21 protein-coding genes are annotated in these 21,336 nt (G+C 61.6%); 7 read left to right on the top strand and 14 right to left on the bottom strand.

The annotated features are described in order from the left end of the window. Positions 1-76: 76 nt before the first annotated feature. Positions 77-1,525, bottom strand: a complete 1,449-nt coding sequence (locus tag A6D6_RS00485; RefSeq protein WP_159659634.1) for a helicase HerA-like domain-containing protein — start codon at positions 1,523-1,525, stop codon at positions 77-79. 122 nt (positions 1,526-1,647) lie between these two features. Here A6D6_RS00485 and gloA point away from each other — a divergent pair, with 122 nt between their 5' ends. Further along, entirely contained in the window at positions 1,648-2,193 is a 546-nt protein-coding gene (gloA, locus tag A6D6_RS00490; RefSeq protein WP_133491183.1) for a lactoylglutathione lyase, read from the top strand. Here the strand turns inward: gloA and A6D6_RS00495 are convergent. After that, positions 2,190-3,053, bottom strand: coding sequence for a LysR family transcriptional regulator (locus A6D6_RS00495; protein ID WP_133491182.1), 864 nt, complete (start codon positions 3,051-3,053; stop codon positions 2,190-2,192). The two genes, gloA and A6D6_RS00495, sit on opposite strands and share 4 nt — an antisense overlap. 141 nt (positions 3,054-3,194) lie before the next feature. Between A6D6_RS00495 and A6D6_RS00500 the strand changes: the two genes are divergently transcribed. Beyond that, entirely contained in the window at positions 3,195-4,397 is a 1,203-nt protein-coding gene (locus A6D6_RS00500) for an MFS transporter (protein WP_159659635.1), read from the top strand. Here A6D6_RS00500 and A6D6_RS00505 read toward each other — a convergent pair. The 5 genes from A6D6_RS00505 to A6D6_RS00525 form a co-directional block, all read right to left on the bottom strand. Then, positions 4,380-4,799: a DUF6691 family protein gene (locus A6D6_RS00505; protein WP_159659636.1), complete on the bottom strand. Its 420-nt coding sequence runs from the start codon at positions 4,797-4,799 to the stop codon at positions 4,380-4,382. The two genes, A6D6_RS00500 and A6D6_RS00505, sit on opposite strands and share 18 nt — an antisense overlap. Beyond that, entirely contained in the window at positions 4,796-5,260 is a 465-nt protein-coding gene (locus A6D6_RS00510; RefSeq protein WP_159659637.1) for a YeeE/YedE family protein, read from the bottom strand. Before A6D6_RS00510 ends, A6D6_RS00505 begins: the two co-directional genes overlap by 4 nt. Then, the gene (locus A6D6_RS00515; RefSeq protein ID WP_133491178.1) at positions 5,257-5,583 is read right to left on the bottom strand and encodes an ArsR/SmtB family transcription factor; all 327 of its coding nucleotides are present in this window, start codon (positions 5,581-5,583) and stop codon (positions 5,257-5,259) included. The genes A6D6_RS00510 and A6D6_RS00515 overlap by 4 nt, the downstream gene beginning before the upstream one ends. 414 nt (positions 5,584-5,997) lie before the next feature. Continuing rightward, positions 5,998-7,671, bottom strand: a complete 1,674-nt coding sequence (locus A6D6_RS00520) for an amidase (protein WP_133491177.1) — start codon at positions 7,669-7,671, stop codon at positions 5,998-6,000. A 295-nt stretch (positions 7,672-7,966) separates the two neighbouring features. Further along, positions 7,967-8,692, bottom strand: coding sequence for a 16S rRNA (uracil(1498)-N(3))-methyltransferase (locus tag A6D6_RS00525; protein ID WP_133491176.1), 726 nt, complete (start codon positions 8,690-8,692; stop codon positions 7,967-7,969). Between the two features lie 116 nt (positions 8,693-8,808). On the opposite strand from A6D6_RS00525, the gene A6D6_RS00530 reads away from it, so the two are divergent. Genes A6D6_RS00530 through A6D6_RS00540 form a run of 3 tightly spaced genes read left to right on the top strand, consistent with a single transcriptional unit; the run spans position 8,809 to position 11,253 of the window. Next, on the top strand, positions 8,809-9,270 hold the full coding sequence (locus tag A6D6_RS00530) for an NfeD family protein (RefSeq protein WP_133491175.1): 462 nt from the start codon (positions 8,809-8,811) through the stop codon (positions 9,268-9,270). A 10-nt stretch (positions 9,271-9,280) separates the two neighbouring features. Then, positions 9,281-10,240, top strand: coding sequence for an SPFH domain-containing protein (locus tag A6D6_RS00535; protein WP_133491174.1), 960 nt, complete (start codon positions 9,281-9,283; stop codon positions 10,238-10,240). Between the two features lie 2 nt (positions 10,241-10,242). Next, positions 10,243-11,253 carry a YheT family hydrolase gene (locus A6D6_RS00540; RefSeq protein ID WP_133491173.1) on the top strand — a complete coding sequence of 337 codons (1,011 nt, stop codon included), beginning with the start codon at positions 10,243-10,245 and terminating at the stop codon, positions 11,251-11,253. A gap of 239 nt (positions 11,254-11,492) precedes the next feature. Here the strand turns inward: A6D6_RS00540 and A6D6_RS00545 are convergent, their stop codons facing one another. The 7 genes from A6D6_RS00545 to A6D6_RS00575 all read right to left on the bottom strand — a co-directional run bounded on the left by A6D6_RS00545 (position 11,493) and on the right by A6D6_RS00575 (position 19,166). Next, on the bottom strand, positions 11,493-12,812 hold the full coding sequence (locus A6D6_RS00545) for a hypothetical protein (protein ID WP_159659638.1): 1,320 nt from the start codon (positions 12,810-12,812) through the stop codon (positions 11,493-11,495). A gap of 1 nt (position 12,813) precedes the next feature. Further along, positions 12,814-13,458, bottom strand: coding sequence for a 3-oxoacid CoA-transferase subunit B (locus A6D6_RS00550; protein WP_022997438.1), 645 nt, complete (start codon positions 13,456-13,458; stop codon positions 12,814-12,816). Continuing rightward, positions 13,455-14,135 carry a 3-oxoacid CoA-transferase subunit A gene (locus tag A6D6_RS00555; RefSeq protein WP_133491171.1) on the bottom strand — a complete coding sequence of 227 codons (681 nt, stop codon included), beginning with the start codon at positions 14,133-14,135 and terminating at the stop codon, positions 13,455-13,457. The genes A6D6_RS00550 and A6D6_RS00555 overlap by 4 nt, the downstream gene beginning before the upstream one ends. 12 nt (positions 14,136-14,147) lie before the next feature. Beyond that, positions 14,148-16,097 carry a TRAP transporter permease gene (locus A6D6_RS00560; protein WP_236563928.1) on the bottom strand — a complete coding sequence of 650 codons (1,950 nt, stop codon included), beginning with the start codon at positions 16,095-16,097 and terminating at the stop codon, positions 14,148-14,150. A gap of 71 nt (positions 16,098-16,168) precedes the next feature. Beyond that, the gene (locus tag A6D6_RS00565; RefSeq protein WP_133491170.1) at positions 16,169-17,308 is read right to left on the bottom strand and encodes a TAXI family TRAP transporter solute-binding subunit; all 1,140 of its coding nucleotides are present in this window, start codon (positions 17,306-17,308) and stop codon (positions 16,169-16,171) included. Positions 17,309-17,586: 278 nt separating this feature from the next. Beyond that, positions 17,587-18,378 carry an IclR family transcriptional regulator gene (locus A6D6_RS00570; protein ID WP_133491169.1) on the bottom strand — a complete coding sequence of 264 codons (792 nt, stop codon included), beginning with the start codon at positions 18,376-18,378 and terminating at the stop codon, positions 17,587-17,589. A gap of 83 nt (positions 18,379-18,461) precedes the next feature. After that, complete coding sequence (locus A6D6_RS00575) at positions 18,462-19,166, bottom strand: TetR/AcrR family transcriptional regulator (protein WP_133491168.1); 705 nt, start codon at positions 19,164-19,166, stop codon at positions 18,462-18,464. A gap of 98 nt (positions 19,167-19,264) precedes the next feature. Between A6D6_RS00575 and A6D6_RS00580 the strand changes: the two genes are divergently transcribed. After that, positions 19,265-20,707, top strand: a complete 1,443-nt coding sequence (locus A6D6_RS00580) for a coniferyl aldehyde dehydrogenase (RefSeq protein ID WP_133491167.1) — start codon at positions 19,265-19,267, stop codon at positions 20,705-20,707. A gap of 79 nt (positions 20,708-20,786) precedes the next feature. After that, positions 20,787-21,308: a twin-arginine translocation signal domain-containing protein gene (locus A6D6_RS00585; RefSeq protein WP_159659639.1), complete on the top strand. Its 522-nt coding sequence runs from the start codon at positions 20,787-20,789 to the stop codon at positions 21,306-21,308. Positions 21,309-21,336: the final 28 nt, after the last annotated feature.

Consider the following 21,336-nt stretch of genomic DNA (forward strand, 5'->3'; position numbering starts at 1 on the left):
TGCTTTGGCAGCGAATCGGCGGATCATTCCAAGCCTATGGAACAACAGGGATCTGCCGACCGCGATCCGCACCGCTTCAACGCCCCTTCAGAAACCGCTCCAATACTCGCACCAATACCCGGCCCAATTGCGTGGCCAGGGTTCTCAACAGACTTTTGGTGAACGCCTCGCCGGCGCTTTGCCGGCGTGATGCACGCTTCATGCTGGCTTTTTTCTCCGGCTCCGGCTTCGCCTGTTCCGCTTCCTTCCGCTGCTGTCGGCGGGCCTGCAGACGCTCGTGGGCGGAGTCCCGATCCTCCGCCTGATCGTATTTGGCGGCCAACGGCGACGCCGCTTTCAGTTGCGCCAAGGCATCCTCGTCGGCCGGCCCGATACGGCCGCGCGGCGGCGCCACCAGGGTGCGCTCCACCGGCGTCGGAATACCCTGGTCGTCGAGCACACTGACCAGCGCTTCGCCAACGCCCAGTTCGGTGATCACCCGGGCGGTGTCCAGATCCGGGTTGGCGCGGAAAGTCTGGGCCGCCACTTTTACCGCTTTCTGATCCTTGGGCGTGTAGGCCCGCAGGGCATGCTGCACCCGGTTGCCGAGCTGTCCCAGCACACTGTCGGGGATATCCGACGGCGATTGGGTGACGAAGTAAATACCAACGCCCTTGGAGCGGATCAGCCTGACCGTCTGTTCAAGCTTTTCCAATAACGCTTTCGGTGCGCTGTCGAACAACAGATGGGCTTCATCAAAGAAAAACACCAGCAACGGCAGAGGCTGGTCGCCACGTTCCGGCAGCCTTTCGAACAGCTCCGCCAGTAGCCAGAGCAGGAAGGTGGTGTACAAACGGGGCTGCAGAATCAGCTCGCGACCATCCAGCAGATTGACCACGCCGTGTCCGTTCCGCTGCTGTATCAGATCCATGATATCCAGCGCCGGCTCGCCGAAGAACACATCACCGCCCTGGCTCTTCAGTACCAGCAGCCGGCGCAAAATAGCGCCGAGACTCTGCGAGGACAGCGTGCCATAGCGCTCGGACAATGGTTTGCGCTGCTCCACCATCCAGTTCAGCAGGCTCTCCATGTCCTTCAGGTCCAGCAGCGGCAGGTCCTCGCTGTCGGCGTAGTCGAAGGCGATGTGGAGCACACCGCTTTGTACCTCGTTGAGCTCCAGCAGGTTGCTCAACAGCGCCGGTCCCATGTCGGCCACGGTGGTGCGAACCGCTTGACCGGTACGACCATACAGATCCCAAAGCCGGGTCGGGCAGGCCTGGGCGGCCCAGTCCGTGATACCGATGCGCTGAACCCGCTCCTGGATCTTGTCATTGCTCTTGCCGGCCACCGCGATACCGGACAAGTCTCCTTTCACGTCGGCGGTGAACACCGGCACACCGAGACGTGAAAAGCCCTCCGCCAGCACCTGCAGGGTCACGGTTTTACCGGTACCGGTGGCGCCGGCGATCAATCCATGGCGATTCGCCATGGCCCCGTTGAGTGCAATTCGTCCCTGTTCCGTACCGCCGATCAAAAGCTGCTGCATGGCCCGATCCCCGTTGTATCCTGACCGCAGTCTGCGCGATTCAGCGGATTTTGTCCGTGAGGAGTTGTAAAAGCGGCGCTCAACCCCATGTGCTGGAGAGCCGTTTTATTGGAGAGCGCGATATGCCCCGCCATTTCGAGTCCGCTCCCGGCCTGTGCCAACAGCCGGACGCGGAAACCAACGATTATCTGTTCAATCAGACCATGCTGCGAGTCAAGGATCCCGAGCGCAGCCTGGACTTCTACACCCGCGTCCTGGGTATGCGCTTGGTGCGCAAACTGGACTTCCCGGAGATGCAATTCAGCCTCTACTTCCTGGGCTATCTGGCACCGGATGAGGAACGTCGGGTACCCGAGGACGATGCCGCGCGGCTGACCTACACTTTCGGCCGTGAAGCGATGCTGGAACTGACGCATAACTGGGGCACGGAGAAAGACACCGATTTCGCTTACCACAACGGCAATGAAGACCCGCGTGGCTTCGGCCACATCGGCGTCACCGTGCCGGACGTCTACGCCGCCTGCGAGCGTTTGGAAAAACTCGGCGTGGATTTCGTCAAGAAACCGGACGACGGCAAAATGAAAGGCCTGGGCTTTATCCGTGATCCCGACGGCTATTGGATCGAGATCATCCAGGCCGACATGATGGAGAAACAGGTCAAGAATTAAAGATCGAGCAACGCCAGAAAGGCCCGCGTCGCCGGTGTCGGATTGGGATGCCACACCGCCCGCACCACCCGGCGCGGGGCTTCCCGCACCGGTCGCGTACAGACACCGGCAAGGCGGGGGGCCAGACTGGCCGGAATCAGGCCGATCGCCAGGCCACGGCGGACGATATCCACCAGCAGTGAAATGGTGCTCACCTCGAATCGGACCGCATATCGCAGACCGGCGGCGGCGAACGCTTCCTCTGATTGCTGGCGGGCTCCGGTTCCCTCACCAAAATCCGCCATCGGCCATTCGGTCAACTGCTCCAGGCGGACCCGCCGGCACCGGGTCAGTGGGTGCTCTTTAGGCAGCAGTGCCACCAACTCTTCTTCGCACAGATCAGCGCTTTCCAGCCGTTCAATCACCACACCGGGCCAGAGACCGACGAAGGCCAGGTCCAGGCTGTGCTCGTGCATGCGGTCGATCATCCGTTCGCTGCCGTCCATGCTCATCTCGATGTCCACATGGGGATAGCGGCGATGAAATTGGGCCGTCAGTCCGATCACGTCCGGTTCGGTCAGTGTGGAAATGGTTCCAAGAGAAAGCCGGCCGCGGACTTCACCGCTGCGCGCGGCCACCTCGTCTTCGATACGGCGCACCGCATCCAAAGCCCGCCGGCCGCTCTCCACGAACGCCTCGCCGGCGGGAGTAAGTCGCAAGGATCGGGAGTTACGCTCAAACAGGATGGTCCCCAACTGCTGTTCGAGCTGCGCCACCTGATGGCTCAGTGCCGATTGCACAATATGACAGCGGCGGGCGGCGGCGGTGAAACTGCCTTCCTCCGCCACCGCCAGCACATACTCGATCTGGCGCAGTTTCATGGTCCGCTCCCTGGGGCATCTCTTTTATAGATAGCTGGGATGATATTAATGCATTTGTCACATGGCGGCGATTGGCCGACACTGCGCCGCTCAGTCAACTATTGATCTCCAGCCCGCCAGGAAAATCCGCCAGGAGAGGCCATGAACACAGACCGCCAGCACGATACGGCACCCGGGCTCACTCCCATGCTGCTTATGCTGATGACCGTCACCACCGGGTTAGCGGTGGCCAGCAACTACTATGCCCAGCCGCTGCTGCACACCATCGCCGATGAGCTGTCGTTGTCCTATTCCGGTGCCGGCATCATCGTCACCGCCGCCCAGGCTGGCTATGCGGCCGGTTTGCTGCTGCTGGTGCCCCTGGGCGACATGTTCGAGCGGCGCCGGCTGATCGTCACCATGATCACGCTGGCCGCCGGCGGCCTGTTGATCAGTGCCAATGCCTCGACACTGACCATGCTGCTGGTGGGCACCGCCATCACCGGCGCCTTCACCGTGGTGGCTCAGGTGCTGGTGCCTTTCGCCGCCACTCTCGCGGCGCCGGGGGTACGCGGCAAGGTGGTGGGCACGGTAATGAGCGGTCTGCTGCTGGGGATTCTGCTGGCCCGGACCGTGGCCGGCGCCTTGTCCACCCTCGGCGATTGGCGCACCGTCTACTGGGTGGCCTCGGCACTGATGTTCATAAATGCCCTGGCGCTGTGGCGGCTACTGCCCACTCACCGACAATCGGCCGGGCTTTCCTATGGCCGTTTACTGCTGTCCATCGGCCAGTTGTTCGCCCGCCATCGCCTGTACCGGACCCGTTCCGCCTTGGGCTTTCTGACCTTCGCCATGTTCAGTGTGTTCTGGACCTCGGCGGCGTTTCTACTTTCCTCCGAGCCCTGGCACTTCTCCGACGCCACCATTGGCCTGTTCGGGCTGGCCGGGGCGGTGGGCGCCTTGTCCGCGCGCAAGGCGGGCAGCCTGGCCGATCGCGGCCATGCCCGCTGGACCACATTGGGCGGCGTGTTGATGCTGGCGCTATCGTGGGTGGTGATGGGCTTCAGTGAAGAGAGTCTGATCGCCCTGATCATCGGTATCGTGATATTGGATCTGGCGATCCAGGCGGTGCACATCAGCAACATGAACGTGATCTACGCGCTGGACGAGTCGGCCCGTAACCGCCTCAATTCCGGCTACATGTTCGTGTATTTTCTTGGCGGCGCCGGCGGCTCGCTGGCCTCCGCCTGGATTTACCAGCATTACCAGTGGAACGGCGTGGTCGGGCTCGGCCTGGGTCTGGCGGTGGCGGCCTGCCTGTTGGCATGGTTGGCGCCAACGGAAGCATCAACCACGACCTCGTGATTCCATAACACGGAACAGCACCATGCCGACGACCATCGCCACCACGAATACAATGCCCTGCCAATAACCCAGCGGCAGCAGTGTCAGGGCCGGGCCAGGGCAAATACCCGCCAACCCCCAGCCAACCCCGAATACCAGACTGCCGCCGATCAGGCGGCGGTCAATATCACGCCGGGAGGGCAACCGCATGGCACCGCCCAACCAGGCCCGGGAACGGCGGCGAGCCAGGGCCATCGGCACCACGGCCGCGGCAATGGCGCCCACCATCACCAGCGCCAGGGAGGGGTCCCAGGCACCGGCCAGATCAAGAAAGCCCAACACTTTGGCCGGGTCGGTCATACCGGACAGAATCAATCCAAGACCGAACAACAGGCCCGCGAGTAACGCCGTCAGCTTGTTCATACCGCGACTCCCAGCAGATGACGGACCACATGGACGGTCACGAAGCCGGCCCCCATGAAACACAGCGTGGCGATCAGCGAACGCGGCGATAGCCGCGACAGGCCGCAGACACCGTGACCACTGGTGCAGCCGGAGCCATAGCGGGTCCCGACGCCCACCAACAGCCCCGCCACCACCAAGGTTATCGGCGAGCCGCTGAAATGGCTTTCCGGTACCGTGGCGAACAGTTGCCACAACAGCGGCGCGGCCAGCAGCCCGAGCAAGAACAGGGCCGCTTCACCGCGCCCTTCGTCACCGGCTTGCGCCGATCCGGCAAACATGCCGTCCAGCAGTCCACCCAGCAATCCGCTGATGCCGGCGATACGGCCGTTGGCCAGGATCAGCAAGGCCGCGGCCAGGCCGATCAACACCCCTCCGGCCAGGGCGCTCCAGGGTGTGAACAGGCTCCACTCAATGTTCATCGGCGTGTCTCCTCACAGAACAACCGATACAGGGTTTCGATCACCGCCAGTGCTTCGTCACTGGCGATGCGGTAGTAAATCTGTTTGCCTTCGCGCCGGGTCGCCACCAGCCCCTCCCGGCGTAGTACGCCGAGTTGCTGGGACAGAGAGGGTTGCGGTACCCCCACCGCGCCTTCCAACTCCCCCACATTGCGCTCCCCCTGACAAAGCTGACAGAGCAGCAGCAACCGGTCCGGATTGGCCAGCGCCTTCAACAGGCGTCCCGCTGCCGCCGCGTTGTCACGCAGCTGATCCATATTGAGGTCGGGCATGGGATGGCTCATGGGCACTCTCACTTTCATTTTCTTTAATTTATATTTTTATATATTAACTGGCAATAGATGATTCACTGACCACGGCGCCATCCAGGCGCGATTCCCGGCCCGGCTTCCGCGACGGCCTAAGCATGGCCGGCATGGGGGCGCTCATAAAAAAGGGTCATCGCGGATTACCAGTAATGTGGGTCTCCATCGAAGGCACGGGTCTGCACGGAGGGCATCCGTATTCACCGGTCACCTCGAAGCGGAGCCGTGTCAGGCCTTTGCGGGAACCTGCTTCACGACGTTCCCGCAAAGGCCTGACACGGCTCCGCTGTCCCTGATGGAGGGGCGGGCCGTTTTCCTCTAAACCGCGATGAATCATAAAAAAGGGCACCCCAAGGTGCCCCTGTCCCGGAAATCTCCCGGGAAAAGCCATGGTTAAAGCTCTGGCGTGGATGTCGGCGGTTGCCGCGGGTGCACCAATTCCTGGTAGCCATAGGCGATTTTGATCAGGGTCGGCTCGGCGTACTCCCGCCCCAGCATCTCCATGCCGATGGGTTGTGCCGGATCCAGATTGGTGGCCATGCCGGCGGGCAACGTCAGCGCCGGGAACTGGGAAAACGGGCTTAGCCGGTTGTTGCTGCCAGCACTGGGGCTGCCCCCGAGATCACCGGCCAGACCGGTCATGGTCGGGTACAGCAGCACATCGTAAGGCTGGCCCAGGCTATTGCCGGCGGCGTCCACGTTATCCAGCGCCCGCATCAGCCGCTCGCGCACGAATACCGGGCGTTCCACCGTGTTCTTGGTGTACACCGCCTGTTGTTCCGGGGTGAGATTGTTCAGGTCAATGGTGCCGCGATACTCCAGGCTACCCTGATAGTTCGGCAGATAACCACCGCTGTCGAGCAACCCCTGGTAGGTCTGGATGTGGCCATCCATGACGTTGACCCAGCTGTTCAGGTACGCGACCAGATCATGCTGGAACTCATAACTGGACATGGAGGAGTAGTCGCCCAGTATGGCGCCAAGATCATCGACGGTAACATCCTCCAGCGTGGCACCGGCGGCTTCCATGGCGGCCAACGCCTCTTCCATCACCGCGTTGACGGTTTCGTTCTCGCCGAACAAGTCCCGCACCACACCGATACGAGCGCCATTCAGGCCATTGGCGTCCAGATAATCCGTATAGGTGTCCGGAACACCGGTAATGCTTTTGTACTCCTCCTCACTGGTCATCAGGGGCGCGTCGATCTCAAAGCTGATGCGCTGATTGGCGTGGGGTGATTCATCGAAGCCAACCATGGCGTCCATCATCAAGGCGCAATCTTCCACCGTGCGGCACATGGGGCCACCGGTATCTTGCCAGGACGCCAGCGGCATGATGCCATCCTGGCTCACCAGCTTCAGCGATGGGCGAATGCCCACCAAGCCCCCCAGACTGGAGGGCACCCGGATGGAGCCGCCGGTGTCACTGCCGGTACCCATCATCGCCAGACTGGCGGCAATGGCGGAGCCGGTGCCGCTGGATGAACCACCCGCGCCCTTGCTCTGGTCATAGGCGTTCTTGACCAACCCGCGAACCGAGCTGGCGCCCGTGTAGCCGAACGCGAACTCATCCATGTTGGCCTTGCCGATGATGATGGCACCAGCTTCGCGCAGGCGACGGACGGTGTAGGCGTCTTCCAGGGGCCGGTTGTACTGGAAGGCGATCGCACCACCCGTGGTCGGCATCTGCTTGGTGTTGAAGTTGTCCTTTGGCAGCACCGGCACGCAATAGAGCGGTCCATCAATGCCAGTGACCTCGAAGTTCAAATCCTTTTCCCGGGCTTCGAACAAGGCGTCCGGGTTAATGTTAACGACGCTGCGCAGTTCGGTCGCGGTACCATCGTCGTCATAAGCATGGATACGATCGATGTAGCCCTGAACCACTTCCTCGCAAGTCACGCCACCCGTTTCCAGAGAGGTATGCAGGCTGCTTACCGTGGCTTCAACAAAGGAGAACGGCACCGGCTCCACCACCGGCGGAATGGAATCACTGCTGGAAGAACCGCCGCACCCGGCGAGTACGGCAAGCGATAAGGCGGAAACCGCGAATAACCTGGTCTTGATCATGGAAACGTCCCCATCTTTCCTCTTTAACGATGCAACGCATATCCCTGAAAAAATCCCCGGGGATGAAAACCGCCACCGGGGCAAACTCCTGTCGCGTTGCCTTCTGGGAATCAAAAGCCGTGCCAAATACTTGGATTTACAGAAAATACCGAGGGGAATGCGGAAATAGGGCGTGTTTACCTACCGCGAAGAATGGAAGTGCCAGATAAGAGGCACACCACGCAAAGAGAAAGCGTGCACAATGGCGGTATCGATGCCCTCATTTCGGGCGAGGAGAGTTCAAATGACGGGACCGTCAGGACAGCCAGGCCCATAAGGCCGCCAGCAATGCCACCGGCGCGGTTTCCGCTCGCAACACCCGACTGCCGAGGGCAAAGGCGGAGAACCCAGCCTGGAAAGCGCTGTCGAGTTCGTCGTCGTCGAATCCACCTTCCGGGCCGGTAAGCAGGGTCAGCTCGCTCTGCCTCCTCAGACTTTCCGGGGCAAACGGCTCACTCCCCGGATGAGCAATCAGTTTGAGCCCGGGCAACGGTCCGGCCAGCCAGTGTTTCAAGGGCATCGCGGCGAGAATCTCCGGCGGCCGGTTCAGTCCGCATTGCTCACAGGCGCTGATCGCTACCTGCCGCCAGTGGTCGCGCTTCTTGTCTTGACGCTCGCCCTTCAGGCGAACTTCACAGCGGGCGGTATCCAGAATCCGGATACGGGCAACGCCCAGCTCGGTGGCTTTCTGGATGGCGTAGTCCATACGCTCGCCCTTGATCATCGGCAATCCCAGGGTCACCGCCAGCGGCGGCGTGCGTTCCATCGGGTCATGGGCCAGAGGCAGTACTTCCACCGTTTTCTTGCCAACCGAGCACAGCCGGGCACGCCATTCGCCACCGTGGCCGTTGAACAGCACCACTTCCTCACCCTCGGTCATGCGCAGTACCCGGGCGATATGCTGGCTGGCGTTGGCGCCCAACTGGCAGGGCCGGTCGAGGTGAAACTCCTGATCATCGAAGAATCGGCGCATTGAAGGCATCGGCGGATCCGTTAACACGAGGGCGGTTTTTGCGGTGCGCCTAGGCTACCATAGGGCACTTGTCAGGGGCGTCATTTCGCCGCCAAAAGCACACCAATTACAAGGGATTGAAACCTATGCCGGAATACAGTTACTGGATCATTCTCGGGTTGATTCTGATCATCGCGGAGTTTTTGATCTCCGGGCTACTGACCATTTTTCTCGGTCTGGCGGCGGTAATCGTCGGCATCCTGGTGTTTTTTGGTGTGCTCGATGACCTGACCTGGGAAATCACCACCTTCGCCGTCATCAGCCTGCTGTTGCTGGTGGGGGCGCGCCGCTATTTGCGCGCCTGGCTGTTCGGGCGCGAGGCCCAGTCCAAATCCATCGAGGACAGCGCCGGCCTGATCGGCTCCCGCGCCACCGTCGATCAGGATTTCGTGGACGGTATCGGCGCGGTACGATACCGCGGCGCCCGCTGGCAGGCACAATCGCCAGTGGCCTTGAAGACCGGGGAGATGGTGCGCATCACCAAACATGATGGACTCTGGCTCACGGTCGAGCCCTGGTCCAGCACTTCAACCGACAAGCAACCGTAAGGATTACATTATGCAAGGATTGATTATTTCCGCACTGATCGCCATCGGCGTCATCGTGCTACTGGGGATGACCATTCGTATCGTTCCGCAACGGAACGTCTACGTGGTGGAACGGCTCGGCAAATACCGCACATCTCTGGAAGCGGGCATGCATATTCTCATGCCGTTCATCGACAAAGTGGCCTACAAACATTCCCTGAAGGAAATCGTGCGCGACGTGCCGCGCCAGAGCTGTATCACCAAGGACAACATCGAAGTCTCCATCGACGGTGTCATGTACCTGCAAGTGATCGATCCCAAATCCGCCAGCTACGGCGTGGACGACTATGTCATGGCGGCCCAGCAGCTGGCGCAAACCACGCTGCGTTCGGTGATCGGTAAGATCGATCTGGACAAGACCTTCGAGGAACGCTCCGAAATCAACATGGAAGTGGTTCAGGCGGTGGACGAAGCGGCCCAGCCCTGGGGCGTGAAGGTTCTGCGTTACGAAGTGGCGGACATCAACCTGCCGGCTTCCATCAAGGACGCCATGGAGAAACAGGTCCGCGCCGAGCGGGAACGGCGCGCGGTGGTGGCGGAGTCCGAAGGGGATCGTCAGGCCGCGATCAACCGCTCCGAAGGTGACCGCCAGGCGGCGATCAACCGCTCCGAGGGTGAGAAGCAGGAGATGATCAACATCTCCGAAGGTGAAAAGATGAAGCAAATCAACGAGGCGGAAGGTCGCGCCCGGCAGATCGAGCTGATCGCCCAGGCCACCGCCACCGGTTTGCGTGAAGTGGCCACGGCAGTGAAGGAAGACGGCGGCGAGGAAGCCGTCAGCCTGCGCATCGCCGAACAGTACGTGAGCGCCTTCGAGAAGCTGGCGAAGGAGTCCACCACGCTGTTGCTGCCGTCCAATCTGAGCGATGTGGGCGGTACCGTCGCCGGTCTGCAGAAAGTGCTGAAGACCATCGACAGAACCCAGCCCTGAGCATGACTTCCGCCGCTTTCCGGGCCCCCTGGTGGGCCCGTTCTCCCCACCTGCAGACACTGTGGGGGCCGCTGTTGCGCCGCACCAGGGCGCCAGCGCGGCGGCGGGAAGTTCTGCCACTGGCGGACGGCGATCATCTGCTGCTGGACTGGTGCGGCCCGTCTCCGGACGGACAGCTTCCCGTCCTGCTGCTACAGCATGGCCTGTCCGGTTCCAGCGATTCCCATTACATCATCGGCATCCAGCGGCGCCTGCTCGACCTGGGCCTGCCGTCGGTGGCGGCCAATGGCCGTGGCGCCCTGGCTCCCAATGATACCGCCAGGTCTTATCACGCCGGAGAGATCGATGATCTCAACGCGGTGATCGAGCACGTCCACGGGCTTGCCGGGGGAGCACCGGTGCTGGCGCTGGGGGTCTCCCTCGGGGCTTCACGATTGCTCAACTGGCTGGCCCTGGCGGACTCCGGCAAGCTGGACGGCGCGCTGGCGATCTGTGCGCCACTGCGACTGGCGAACAGCGCCGACCATATGGATCAGGGCCTGTCGCGAATTTATCGCAACCATCTGATCAAGACCCTGCTGGTTACGCTCGACGCCCAGGAGCGGCATTTGAGCACGGTGAACCCGGAACAGGCGGCGATCCTGGCTGGCCTCGACCGCACCGGCATCCGCTCCTTCTGGGATTTTGACGGCCGGATCGTCGCGCCCCTGTATGGTTTCCGGGATGCCGCCGACTACTACGCGCAATGCTCCGCCGGGACCCGCCTTGGGGCGATTCGCACTCCCACCTGGCTGCTTCAGGCGCGGGACGACCCGTTCATGACCGAGGCCAGCCTGCCCCGACAGCGGGATCTCAGTGACGCGGTGACGCTGGAAGTGGCCGAACACGGTGGCCATGTGGGGTTTGTTCAGGGTTCCATGCGGCGCCCGCATTATTGGCTGGAGGAACGGGCCGAGGCTTTCGTCCGCGCGTTTTCATCTGATCATCAAAGCGTATCGGCCGCTGCCGGCTGAACGCTATTCACACGGGATCGTGATCCACGGACCATTGCTGTCCCATAAATTTGGGAAGCCCTGGCATCTGGCCGCTAAACCCTTGTTCGTTCCCGGCCTGTTGACCTTGTAGACATGAATTTCCAACGTATTCGCTGGCAAGCCAGCGAATGAGCGTCTAGACGTAGCGGAATGTTGCGTGTAAGCAGGCTGGCCCATAACTGCGGGACACCAATGATCCACAGACCACGGCTTGCCGTTCACGGCATCAGCACCACGGTGAGCAAAGCGGCCAGCCCGCCGCTCAACACCAGCCAGCAGGCGGACAACCCCAGATTCCAGCGGAACGCGGCGACCCGGGCGTCGTAGCCGGTGAGTCGTTCCATCAGCAGTGAGTTGGCGGAATAGGGCGTACCGGTGGCGCACTGGGCCCAGCCACAGACGATCGCCAGCCCCAGGCCAACGTACGCTTCCGGCGGCCACACCGGCCCCATCACACCGCCGGCCAGGGTGCCCATGATGATCGGGTTCAATCCGAGCTGGCCACCACCGAAGAACAGAAACGGCACCACGAATGCCACCAACGGGTAGCCCCAGTGTGGCAGCGAGAACGCCTCCCCCAGAGAATGCAGCACCAGCAAACTGATCAGCGCGCCCAGAAACGATGAGCCCCCCATGATCACCACTTCGTTGGCCAGCGGCGCCATGGTCGGCAGCGATACCCGCTCTCCACGCCAGCGCTCGCGCACCATCAGCAGGATGACCGCGATCAGGCAGCTCAGGGTGACCGCCTTCGAGTAACGCAAATCCAGCAGGCCGTTGAACAGCAGCGTCACCGCCCAGATCGCGCTCACCACCGCACCGAAGCGCAGCCAAGGCATCAGCATACTGTCTTCGCGGTCGTCGCCGCCGACTGGTTTTTCCGCCTCCCGGAACAAAGCGCCGCTGGCCAGATAGACCATCGCCAGCGGCACGCTGATCGCCAGCAGCTCCCAGGAATGCAGGCCCACGAGGTAGGTCAGGGTAGTGACCACGGAGATCGACAGCGGGGAGAACATCGGCGAGGCACCATAGCCACGCAGCACACCACGGGCGGCGTTGCGTGCCATGGCCGAATCACCATGGCTCCGCACCTGCTGGTCGACCATCGAGCCGATCAGCCCCACCGAACCGAAGTTGAGCGGCACGGAAAGGAAGGCCGTGCCAAAAGTGATGCTGTAATAGCGGGGCAGGGGCCGGCCGCTGAACAGGCCGGCGGAAATCCGCTTCAGATCCGGTGAGCGGCCCAGCACCGCCGCCAATAACATCATGGTGACAATCAGCGCGGTCAGGCGAATCATGGCGGTGGCGGCCAACACCAAGGAGTGCGGTGCCACCAACAGCGCCGCCAGCAATGACAGCAGCACCAGCGTCAACAGACCCCGCGCCACCATCCGCAGCTCACTCCAGGCCAGGGTCACCGCCACCAGCGCGGCGGCGGTGCCCGCCAGATTCACGGCCGGCCAGGCCGGCAGCAGACCTGCGACCAGGGCCGCGTAGGTCAGCCCCGACCGCCAGCGAAGCCGCGCCGCCGTCGACACGTCAGCTCAGCGCCGGCAACAGCGTCGCGCCGGTCAGCGCCTGCACCTCGTCGAAGGTGTTGTCACCGTGCAGTTGACGTACCCGCAGCCCTTGGTCGGTCACGTCCAGCACCGCCAGATCGGTGTAGATGCGTTTCACCACGGCGGCGCCGGTGAGCGGATAGTTACAGCTTTCCAGGATCTTAGGCTCGCCGCTCTTGGTGGTGTGACTCATGATCACAAACACCTGCTTGGCGCCCACCGCCAGATCCATGGCCCCACCCACCGCCGGCGGGTAAGTGTCGTTATTGGTGGCCCAGTTGGCCAGGTCGCCTTTCTCCGACACCTGGAAGGCCCCCAGTACCGCCAGATCCAAATGGCCGCCGCGCATCATGGCGAAGGATTCCGCGTTGTCGAAGTAGGCGCCGCCGGGCAGCAGAGTGACGAACTGTTTGCCGGCGTTGATCAAATCCGGGTCTTCCTCGCCCGGCGCCGGCGCCGGGCCGACACCGAGGATGCCATTCTCGCTCTGGTAGATCACCTGCCGATCATCGCTGACGTAGTTCGCTACCATGGTGGGCATGCCGATGCCCAGATTCACGTAGGCGCCATCAGGAATGTCCTGGGCCACGCGCTCGGCGATTTCCGCTGGTTTAAGCCGCATCATTCCGCCACTCCTTTCATGCCATGTGCCACGACCCGATCCACGAAGATACCCGGGGTCACGATGCATTCCGGATCGAGATCGCCCACTGCATCCACCCGCTCCACTTCCGCCACCGTCAGTGCGGCGGCGGTGGCCATGGGCGGGTTGAAGTTACGGCCAGCCGTGTTGTAAATCAGGTTGCCCCAGGCATCCGCCCGTTGCGCCTTGATCAGGGCGACGTCGGCGGGCAGGGCGGTTTCCAGTACGTAGCCACGGCCATTGATTACTTTGGTTTCCTTGCCCTCGGCCAGGCGGGTGCCGTAACCGGTAGGCGTATAGAAACCGCCAATGCCGGCGCCAGCGGCGCGGATCCGTTCCGCCAGGGTGCCCTGGGGCACCAGTTCCAGTTCGATGGCGCCCTCTTCATAAAGGCGCTCGAACCAGACGGAACCGGCGGAGCGCGGGAACGAACAGACGATCTTGCGCACCAGACGGTCTTTCAGCAGGGAGGCGATACCCTCGTCGCCCACCCCGGCGTTATTGGAGATCACGGTCAGGTCCCGGGCACCATGTTGGCGCAGGGCCTCGATCAGTTGCAGGGGAAAACCGGAACTGCCGAAGCCGCCGATCATCACCGAATCACCATCCTTGACGTCGGCCACCGCCGACGCGAAGGAATCCCAGACTTTATTGATCACGTTCTTTCACCTTTACGATTCACGCGTGGAAGTCACCGCCACCGCCTTGAACAAACGCCGGCTCAGATACACCAACGCCAGCAAACCGAACCCGGTCACGTCGGTGATCGGTTCCGGATATATCAGCAAAGCGCCCGCCACGATCAGTACGATCCGCTGCAGCATCGTCAGCACGCCGACACGGTAGAGGTACCCTTCCATGGCGGAGGCCAACAGCCAGATGGCGGTGATCGCGGTCACCGTGGACAACAGAATCTTGCTCCACTCGCCCTGCAGAATGAGGGACGGGTTGAGCACGAACAGGAACGGCAGGACAAACAGAATCGCCCCCAACCGCATGGCGTACACACCGGTCTTGGTGGCATTGGCATCGGCCACGCCCGCGGCGGTGATGGCGGCCAGAGCCACCGGCGGGGTGACGTAGGACATCATGCCCCAGTACAGAATGAACAGGTGGCTGGCCAGCGGATTGAGACCGGCATTGACCAGGGCCGGCGCCAGCAAAATGGACAGGAAGATATAACAGGCACTGACGGTCATCCCCATGCCGAGAATGAAGCTGGTAACGGCACCCGCCGCCAGCATCAACGGCACACTGCCGCCGGCGTACAGCAACAACTCGCGGGAAAAAGCCCCCGCCACGCCGGTATAGGAAAGACCGCCGACCACCAGGCCGATACCGGCCAGGATCGCCACCAGATTGGAAACGCTCAGCGTCAGATCCTGAATCATGGTTTTCGCGCGGGTCCAGTTCAGACGATGGCTGCGCTTGAACATGGAAATACCGAGCAGTACCAGCGCGGCGTAATAAGGCGCGTAGGCCTCCAGACGCATCACCAGCAGCATGTAGATCAACGCCACCAGGCTGAACAGATAGGGCCAGCCGTCCTTCAGTGTTTCCTTGAGGCTGGGAATTTCCGACTCCGGTAACCCTTTGAGACCACGCTTGGCGGCGTAATTGTCCACCTGGAAAATCAGCGCCAGGTAGAACAGAAGGGCCGGCAGGAAAGCGGCGATCATGATCTCGGAGTAGGGGACACCAAGGAACGACGCCATGATGAACGCCACCGCGCCCATGATTGGCGGCATCAGAGTCCCGCCAGTGGAAGCACACGCCTCCACGGCACCGGCATAGTGTGCCGGATAGCCGGTTTTCTTCATGGTCGGAATGGTGATCGGACCGGTGGTGAGAATGTTGGAAATCACACTGCCGGACAAACTGCCGAGAATGCCACTGGAAAGCACCGCCACCTTGGCCGGTCCACCCCGGCTACGTCCCATCAGGGCGGTGGCGAAGCGCATGAAGAATTCACCGCCACCCGTGGCGGTGAGCGCCGCGCCGAACACGACGAAACCGATCACCAGTTGCGCCACCACCTGCATCGGAATACCGATGATGCTTTCCACGCCGATCACATGGGAGCGGATGGTTTCGGCGAAACCGTATTGATTCCCCCAAAGGAAACCGGGCATGTGATCCGCATAGAGGGGGAAACTGCCGAACAACAGGGCCACCGCCAGCAGCGGCCAGCCGCCGCAGCGGCGCACGCCTTCCAGCACCAGCACCAGCAGAATGCCGGAAAACACGGTGGCCTCGGTGGGCGCCATGAAGTCCCAGCCTTCCTGAATCATGACCAACCCGTGGTGCCCCAGATAACCACACGACATCAGCGCCGCCAGCGCCAGAATCCAGTCGTACCAGGACACCCGCTCGCGAGCACCGGACCAGGCCGGGAAAGTAATGAAGGCCGCCGCCAGGAACAGGCCGATCAGGTAGTACAGATACGCATTACCCAGTGGCTTGAAGCCAAGCAGCTCCAGATCGAAGGTTTGATTAATGGCCATCAACAGACCCAGGGTACCCAGGGTCATGACCAGCCAATAGGCCGGCCCGCGCAAACGGGAGGAAGGAGCACCGGCCTCCTGGCTGTGCTCTTGGGAAGCATCCGCAGACGTCGTCATGGAGGGACTCCGGAAATAACATGATGGAACCCGGGGCGGGCTCCCTTTCCGCCCCGGAATTCAGAGAAGGATCAGAGGGAATTGAGTGCCTGAGTACGGATACGATCCCAGATCGCGGCGAACTCTTCGTCGCTCTTGCCATCGCCTTCGGCCACGGCTTTCTGCCAGGCGTCACGCAATGCATTCAGGCGTTTGATGCGGGCGTCGTTCCAGGCCTGGGCCTCGTCGGTCCAGACGCCTTTTTCCTTCAAGTAACGGATGGCGCCTTCATGGAAGGGCGCGTCCGCCGCCGGCACACCAGCCTGTTTCAGGTCCCAGCGCGGCATTACCGAGGTGGCGTCCTTGTACAGGTCATAGGTTTCATCCAGCGCCTTGGTGAAGGCGTACACCAGATCCGCGTCGCTATCGGAGCGGACCACCAGCACCGGGTAACGGTAGGCCAGGATGTCCACCGGGTTTTCCTTGCTGATACCGGCGCCCACGGTTTCCGTGTAGGGCTGGAAGAACGGCGCTACCGCGCGCAGGCGTTTCCAGCCTTCCGCGTCATCGGCGGGCACTTCCAACCAACGGATACCACGGGGGGATTGCTCCAGCTCGTACACGTGGCTGGGCGTGGTGGTGGTACAGGACGCGTCGGCCTCGTTACGCGCCAGGGAACTCATGGCGTTGGCGTAGGTGGGGAACATCTTCGCGTCGACGTCATCCCGGGTCAGGCCGGCGAACGCCAGGAAGGCATCGCATTTGACGTTGATGGACGGGTTGCCCGCCACATAGGCGAAACGCTTGCCCTTGAGATCCTGCAGCGTATGAATGTCGGCATCCGCGGCGGTGAAGATACCGAACGAGGAAGGACGACCAGCCACCACCCGAAGATCTTGCGGTCCCCAACGGCGGGTGGAGAAATCATGGATCCCTTCACTGGCGAAGAACGTCTCCGTGGCCAGGAAGCCAATGTCGGCGCGCTTGCTCAGCACCGGTTGCAGACGACCAATGGAAGAGCCGGAAGGCTGGATACGGATACGGGTGCCGAATTTCTTGCCGAACGCATCGGCAATGGCGGACGCTTCGGCGTAGCCGGCGGAACCCACGTCATAGGAGGACCAGGTCATGGATTTGGGCAGTTCCGCGGCGTTGGCGCCGGCGGTCAGGGCCAAACCACCCCCAATCATGATAGAGGCGAAAAATCGACGCAGGCGAGTCGATGAAGTCATAAGCATCTCCGAGGATTGTTTTTTTGCGGCCGTCGTGGACGGCGTCAAAATCGTGCGTGACGATTCAGGGGCATCCCGCCCGGCTCAGGAGGGCCATCCTCATACCGGAGAGAATTCCGGCATCGGCCCTTTGCGAAAACTAGTCGGTCACTCCGGTTGGAGTCAATAAATTTTCCCAAATTCAAATAAAAAATTCTCGCATTTCAAGAAATGATCAGGAAACTGGTCACAAATGCGCCACAATATAAGCACTTATTTGTTTATCGGCCTGGTCAGCATCATTCCTGCAAACGGGATATTTCGTTCCGGATCACGTCGATCACCATGCGTCGACGCTCGTCGCTCATCCGCGACACCACCGAGGCCACACTGACCGCCACGTCCTGACCGGAGCCGGGCACCCGGAACGCCACCCCCAAGGCCGCCACTTCCGGGATGATGCGGCCATTGTTGAAAGCAAAACCGTCGCGCCGGTATTCCAGCAGCCACTGGCGCACCTCCGACAAGGTGATGCCCGAATAGCGCTCGTAGCGATCTTGATTGAGCAGCAGCATGCGGTCGCCTTCCTCCACCGACAGGGAGGCCAGCAGCGAACAGGAACCGGCTCCGATCCCCAGCGGCCGACGGGCTCCGACCATCAGCGTGTTGGCACTGATCGGGTAGGTACCTTCGGAGAGGTCGATGCACACCGAGTCCCGATTGGAACGGATCGACAGGTAAGTGGACTCCTCGGTGCGTCGCGAGATATTTTTGAGCATCGGTCTCAGCCGTTGCCGCAGCTGCAGATCCGGCGCCACCGCCTGGGCGGATTCGGCGATATCGAGCAATTCGAAGCCCACATGATAAGTCTTCACATAGGGATCGAAGGTCAGCAACCCTTCGTGGGTGAGGGCGGTCAGCAACCGATGGGCGGTCGCGGTGTTCATTCCCACCTCCCGCGCAATGCGTGACAGCGTGCCGCCGGTGGGGAAAGTGCGCGCGACCGTACGCAACAACAACGATGCCTTGGCCAGAGTGGTGCTGGTGGCGGGCTTGGCCTTCTTGGCGGTGGTGGTTCGGACTGAGCTCATGGGACTCCGCGGCGGCATATTTTCTCGTTATACGTGAATTTTATCTCGCATAACGATAGCCATTACCCCGCGATCTGCCAAGCTCAGCCGTTCGACGCCTCCCTGACAGAGGCATCGAATGCCGTGAACAGCAGGTTCTCCGTGCTGTCGCCAACCCGGAATTCCGCCTTCATGGCATCCAGATGGTCCAAAGCTTCTCCCCGCAAATAGGGCGCCTCCAGGCATACGATCTGGTAAATACCCTGGCGCAACAGCGCCCGATCCAGGCTCTCATTCTCGGCGGCGGCGGGGTTGAGGCCATGGGTCAGGCCCGGCCACGACATCGCCAGAACCCAGGTATTCACCATCAGGGCGCGCAGGTCCTCATCACTGGCTTCGATCAGACCGCTGGCCCGCAGTCCCTGATAAATATGCAGCCCGCGCTCCATGCCATCTTGCACGAACCTCGTGTATTCAGCGCGTAACTCCGGGTCTTGGTGGAGAAAATGCGGTAAATCCCGGTGCAGGAACCGGCCCTGCCACATCGACTCAAGAATCCCCTGCAGGTAATGCATCTTGTCCTGCCAGGTCAGTTCCCCCCGGGGGGGTGGCAACCATTCCCAGATCTGTTGGCGATAGCGCTCGAACAACGCCGCCACGATCGCCGTCTTGTTACGGAAGTGATAATACAGGTTGCCGGGACTGATCCCGAGGGCTTCAGCGATGTGGTTGGTGGTGACATTGCGCTCGCCATGGCGATTAAACAGGTCCAGGGCGGTGTCCAGAATGCGCGTCTTCGTGCCAGTCATACGGGGCCAATCCAATCAAAGGGGAAACACGGGGTTGACCTCTAGAGTAATTACTCTAAAAATCCCAATCAGTCCAATAACAATCCAAGAGGTGCATTATGGTCGCGGAAATCAAGGAGCTCAAAACCGATCAGGCGCAGATAACGCGCATGAACACCTTGTTCGAAGCCCAGCGGACCGCTTTCCGCCGTCAGCCCTATCCATCCGTGGAAGAGCGCCGTCAGGCCATCCTGCGCCTCAAACCCATGCTGTTGGATCACCAGGATGAAATCATCGAAGCGCTGCGCCAGGATTTCGGCAACCGCGCCGCCGATGAAACCAAGCTGGCGGAGTTGCTCACCAGCGTCGAGGGGATCAAGTACCACGCCAAGAAAGTCGCCAAATGGATGAAACCCAGCCGCCGCAAGGTCGGCGCGCCGCAATGGCCGGGCAAGGCCTGGGTGGAATATCAGCCGGTGGGTGTGGTCGGTGTGATCGTGCCCTGGAATTACCCCGTGTATCTGGCCATCGGCCCTCTGCTGGCGGCGCTGGCGGCAGGCAACCGGGTGATGATCAAGATGAGCGAATCCACCCCGGCCACCGGTGCTCTGCTGCAACGACTGATCGCCGACACCTTCCCGGAAGATCAAGTGGCGGTGGTCAACGGCGAAGTGGACGTGGCGGCGGCGTTTTCCGCGTTGCCATTCGATCATCTGCTGTTCACCGGCTCCACTTCCGTGGGCCGGCACATCCTGCGCGCCGCCGCGGAAAATCTGACACCGGTGACGTTGGAGCTGGGCGGCAAGAGCCCCTGCATCATCGGTGAGGATTTCCCGATGAACGAAGCGGTGGAGCGTATCGCCTTTGGTAAATGCCTGAACAGCGGCCAGACTTGTGTGGCGCCGGACTATATTCTTTGCCCCGAGCAGCGGGTGGAGGAATTCGTTGAACAGTGGCGCGCGCAGATCGGCAAGCTGTATCCGACCATGGCGGAAAACCCGGACTACACCAGCATCATCAACGATCGCCAGTACCAGCGCCTGCAGGGTTACCTGCGCGACGCGGAAGAGAAAGGCGCCCGTATCATCGGCATCAACCCCGCCAATGAGGATCTCGGCGACAGCCGCAAGCTGCCGCACACTCTGGTGCTGAACATCACCGACGACATGAAAATCGCCCAGGACGAAATCTTCGGCCCCTTGATGCTGGTGATTCCGTACAAGGGACTTGATCAGGCCCTGGACTACGTCAATGACCGTCCCCGTCCACTGGCGTTGTACTACTTCGACTGGAACAGCGGCAACGCGCAATACGTGCTGCGCAACACTCACGCCGGCGGCGTCTGCATCAATGACACCGTCAGTCACGTGGGCGTGGATGACATGCCGTTCGGCGGGGTCGGCCCTTCAGGCATGGGGCACTACCATGGCCACGAAGGCTTCCTGACCTTCTCCAAGGCCAAAGGGGTCTATCGCAAGGGCAAGTTCAACGGCACCAAGCATATCCTGCCGCCCTACGGCCGGGGCATGCACCGTTTCATCTATAAATACCTGCTCAAGTAACGGCTCGGCGGGCGTGACTTTTCAGTGACGCCCGCCCGCGATAACAAGCACAACAACACAACCAGGATGGAAACCGGGAATGGATCGTCGCGACTTTCTCAAACTCAGCGCCGGTGCCAGTGTCATGCTGACGGCGGGATCAAGTCTGGCCCTGTTGACCGGCTGCAGCCGTAACGACGGGCCGGCACACGGCTACCGCCACCTGCGCTCCCAGGACATCACCCTGCTCAGACCGCTGGCCCGGGTCTTGCTGGCACCAGCCCTGACGGCGGCGGAGGCCACCGCCGATCAGGCGCTGATGGCCTTTGATGATCTTCTTGACGGCGGCATGCCCGGCACCCGCGGTGCCGTATTCGAATTGCTGGATTTGTTGCAGTTGGCCCCCGGACGCTGGTACCTCACGGGCACCTGGAAGCACTTCGCCGAACAAACCGAAGAGCAGCTCCGCGCCACCCTGGATCATTGGTCACGCAGTGAAAGCGAGCTGCCGCGGGCCGCGTTCCAGGGTCTCACCAAACCGATCCATATGGGCTGGTACGTCAAACCGGATGCCGCGCGCACCACCGGGTACCCCGGCCCGCCGAAGAAGATTGTCATGTGAACAGGCCCCAAACCACCGCACCCAGCTG

It is taken from the genome of Alcanivorax xiamenensis (assembly GCF_009846745.1).
Classification (GTDB): domain Bacteria; phylum Pseudomonadota; class Gammaproteobacteria; order Pseudomonadales; family Alcanivoracaceae; genus Alloalcanivorax; species Alloalcanivorax xiamenensis.

What these genes read in the sequence shown, in the direction of transcription:
- A6D6_RS00485 (WP_159659634.1), bottom strand. Translation starts at nt 1,525, where the DNA reads ATGCAGCAGCTTTTGATCGGCGGTACGGAACAGGGACGAATTGCACTC.
- gloA (WP_133491183.1), top strand. Translation starts at nt 1,648, where the DNA reads ATGCCCCGCCATTTCGAGTCCGCTCCCGGCCTGTGCCAACAGCCGGAC.
- A6D6_RS00495 (WP_133491182.1), bottom strand. Translation starts at nt 3,053, where the DNA reads ATGAAACTGCGCCAGATCGAGTATGTGCTGGCGGTGGCGGAGGAAGGC.
- A6D6_RS00500 (WP_159659635.1), top strand. Translation starts at nt 3,195, where the DNA reads ATGAACACAGACCGCCAGCACGATACGGCACCCGGGCTCACTCCCATG.
- A6D6_RS00505 (WP_159659636.1), bottom strand. Translation starts at nt 4,799, where the DNA reads ATGAACAAGCTGACGGCGTTACTCGCGGGCCTGTTGTTCGGTCTTGGA.
- A6D6_RS00510 (WP_159659637.1), bottom strand. Translation starts at nt 5,260, where the DNA reads ATGAACATTGAGTGGAGCCTGTTCACACCCTGGAGCGCCCTGGCCGGA.
- A6D6_RS00515 (WP_133491178.1), bottom strand. Translation starts at nt 5,583, where the DNA reads ATGAGCCATCCCATGCCCGACCTCAATATGGATCAGCTGCGTGACAAC.
- A6D6_RS00520 (WP_133491177.1), bottom strand. Translation starts at nt 7,671, where the DNA reads ATGATCAAGACCAGGTTATTCGCGGTTTCCGCCTTATCGCTTGCCGTA.
- A6D6_RS00525 (WP_133491176.1), bottom strand. Translation starts at nt 8,692, where the DNA reads ATGCCTTCAATGCGCCGATTCTTCGATGATCAGGAGTTTCACCTCGAC.
- A6D6_RS00530 (WP_133491175.1), top strand. Translation starts at nt 8,809, where the DNA reads ATGCCGGAATACAGTTACTGGATCATTCTCGGGTTGATTCTGATCATC.
- A6D6_RS00535 (WP_133491174.1), top strand. Translation starts at nt 9,281, where the DNA reads ATGCAAGGATTGATTATTTCCGCACTGATCGCCATCGGCGTCATCGTG.
- A6D6_RS00540 (WP_133491173.1), top strand. Translation starts at nt 10,243, where the DNA reads ATGACTTCCGCCGCTTTCCGGGCCCCCTGGTGGGCCCGTTCTCCCCAC.
- A6D6_RS00550 (WP_022997438.1), bottom strand. Translation starts at nt 13,458, where the DNA reads ATGATGCGGCTTAAACCAGCGGAAATCGCCGAGCGCGTGGCCCAGGAC.
- A6D6_RS00560 (WP_236563928.1), bottom strand. Translation starts at nt 16,097, where the DNA reads ATGACGACGTCTGCGGATGCTTCCCAAGAGCACAGCCAGGAGGCCGGT.
- A6D6_RS00565 (WP_133491170.1), bottom strand. Translation starts at nt 17,308, where the DNA reads ATGACTTCATCGACTCGCCTGCGTCGATTTTTCGCCTCTATCATGATT.
- A6D6_RS00570 (WP_133491169.1), bottom strand. Translation starts at nt 18,378, where the DNA reads ATGAGCTCAGTCCGAACCACCACCGCCAAGAAGGCCAAGCCCGCCACC.
- A6D6_RS00575 (WP_133491168.1), bottom strand. Translation starts at nt 19,166, where the DNA reads ATGACTGGCACGAAGACGCGCATTCTGGACACCGCCCTGGACCTGTTT.
- A6D6_RS00580 (WP_133491167.1), top strand. Translation starts at nt 19,265, where the DNA reads ATGGTCGCGGAAATCAAGGAGCTCAAAACCGATCAGGCGCAGATAACG.
- A6D6_RS00585 (WP_159659639.1), top strand. Translation starts at nt 20,787, where the DNA reads ATGGATCGTCGCGACTTTCTCAAACTCAGCGCCGGTGCCAGTGTCATG.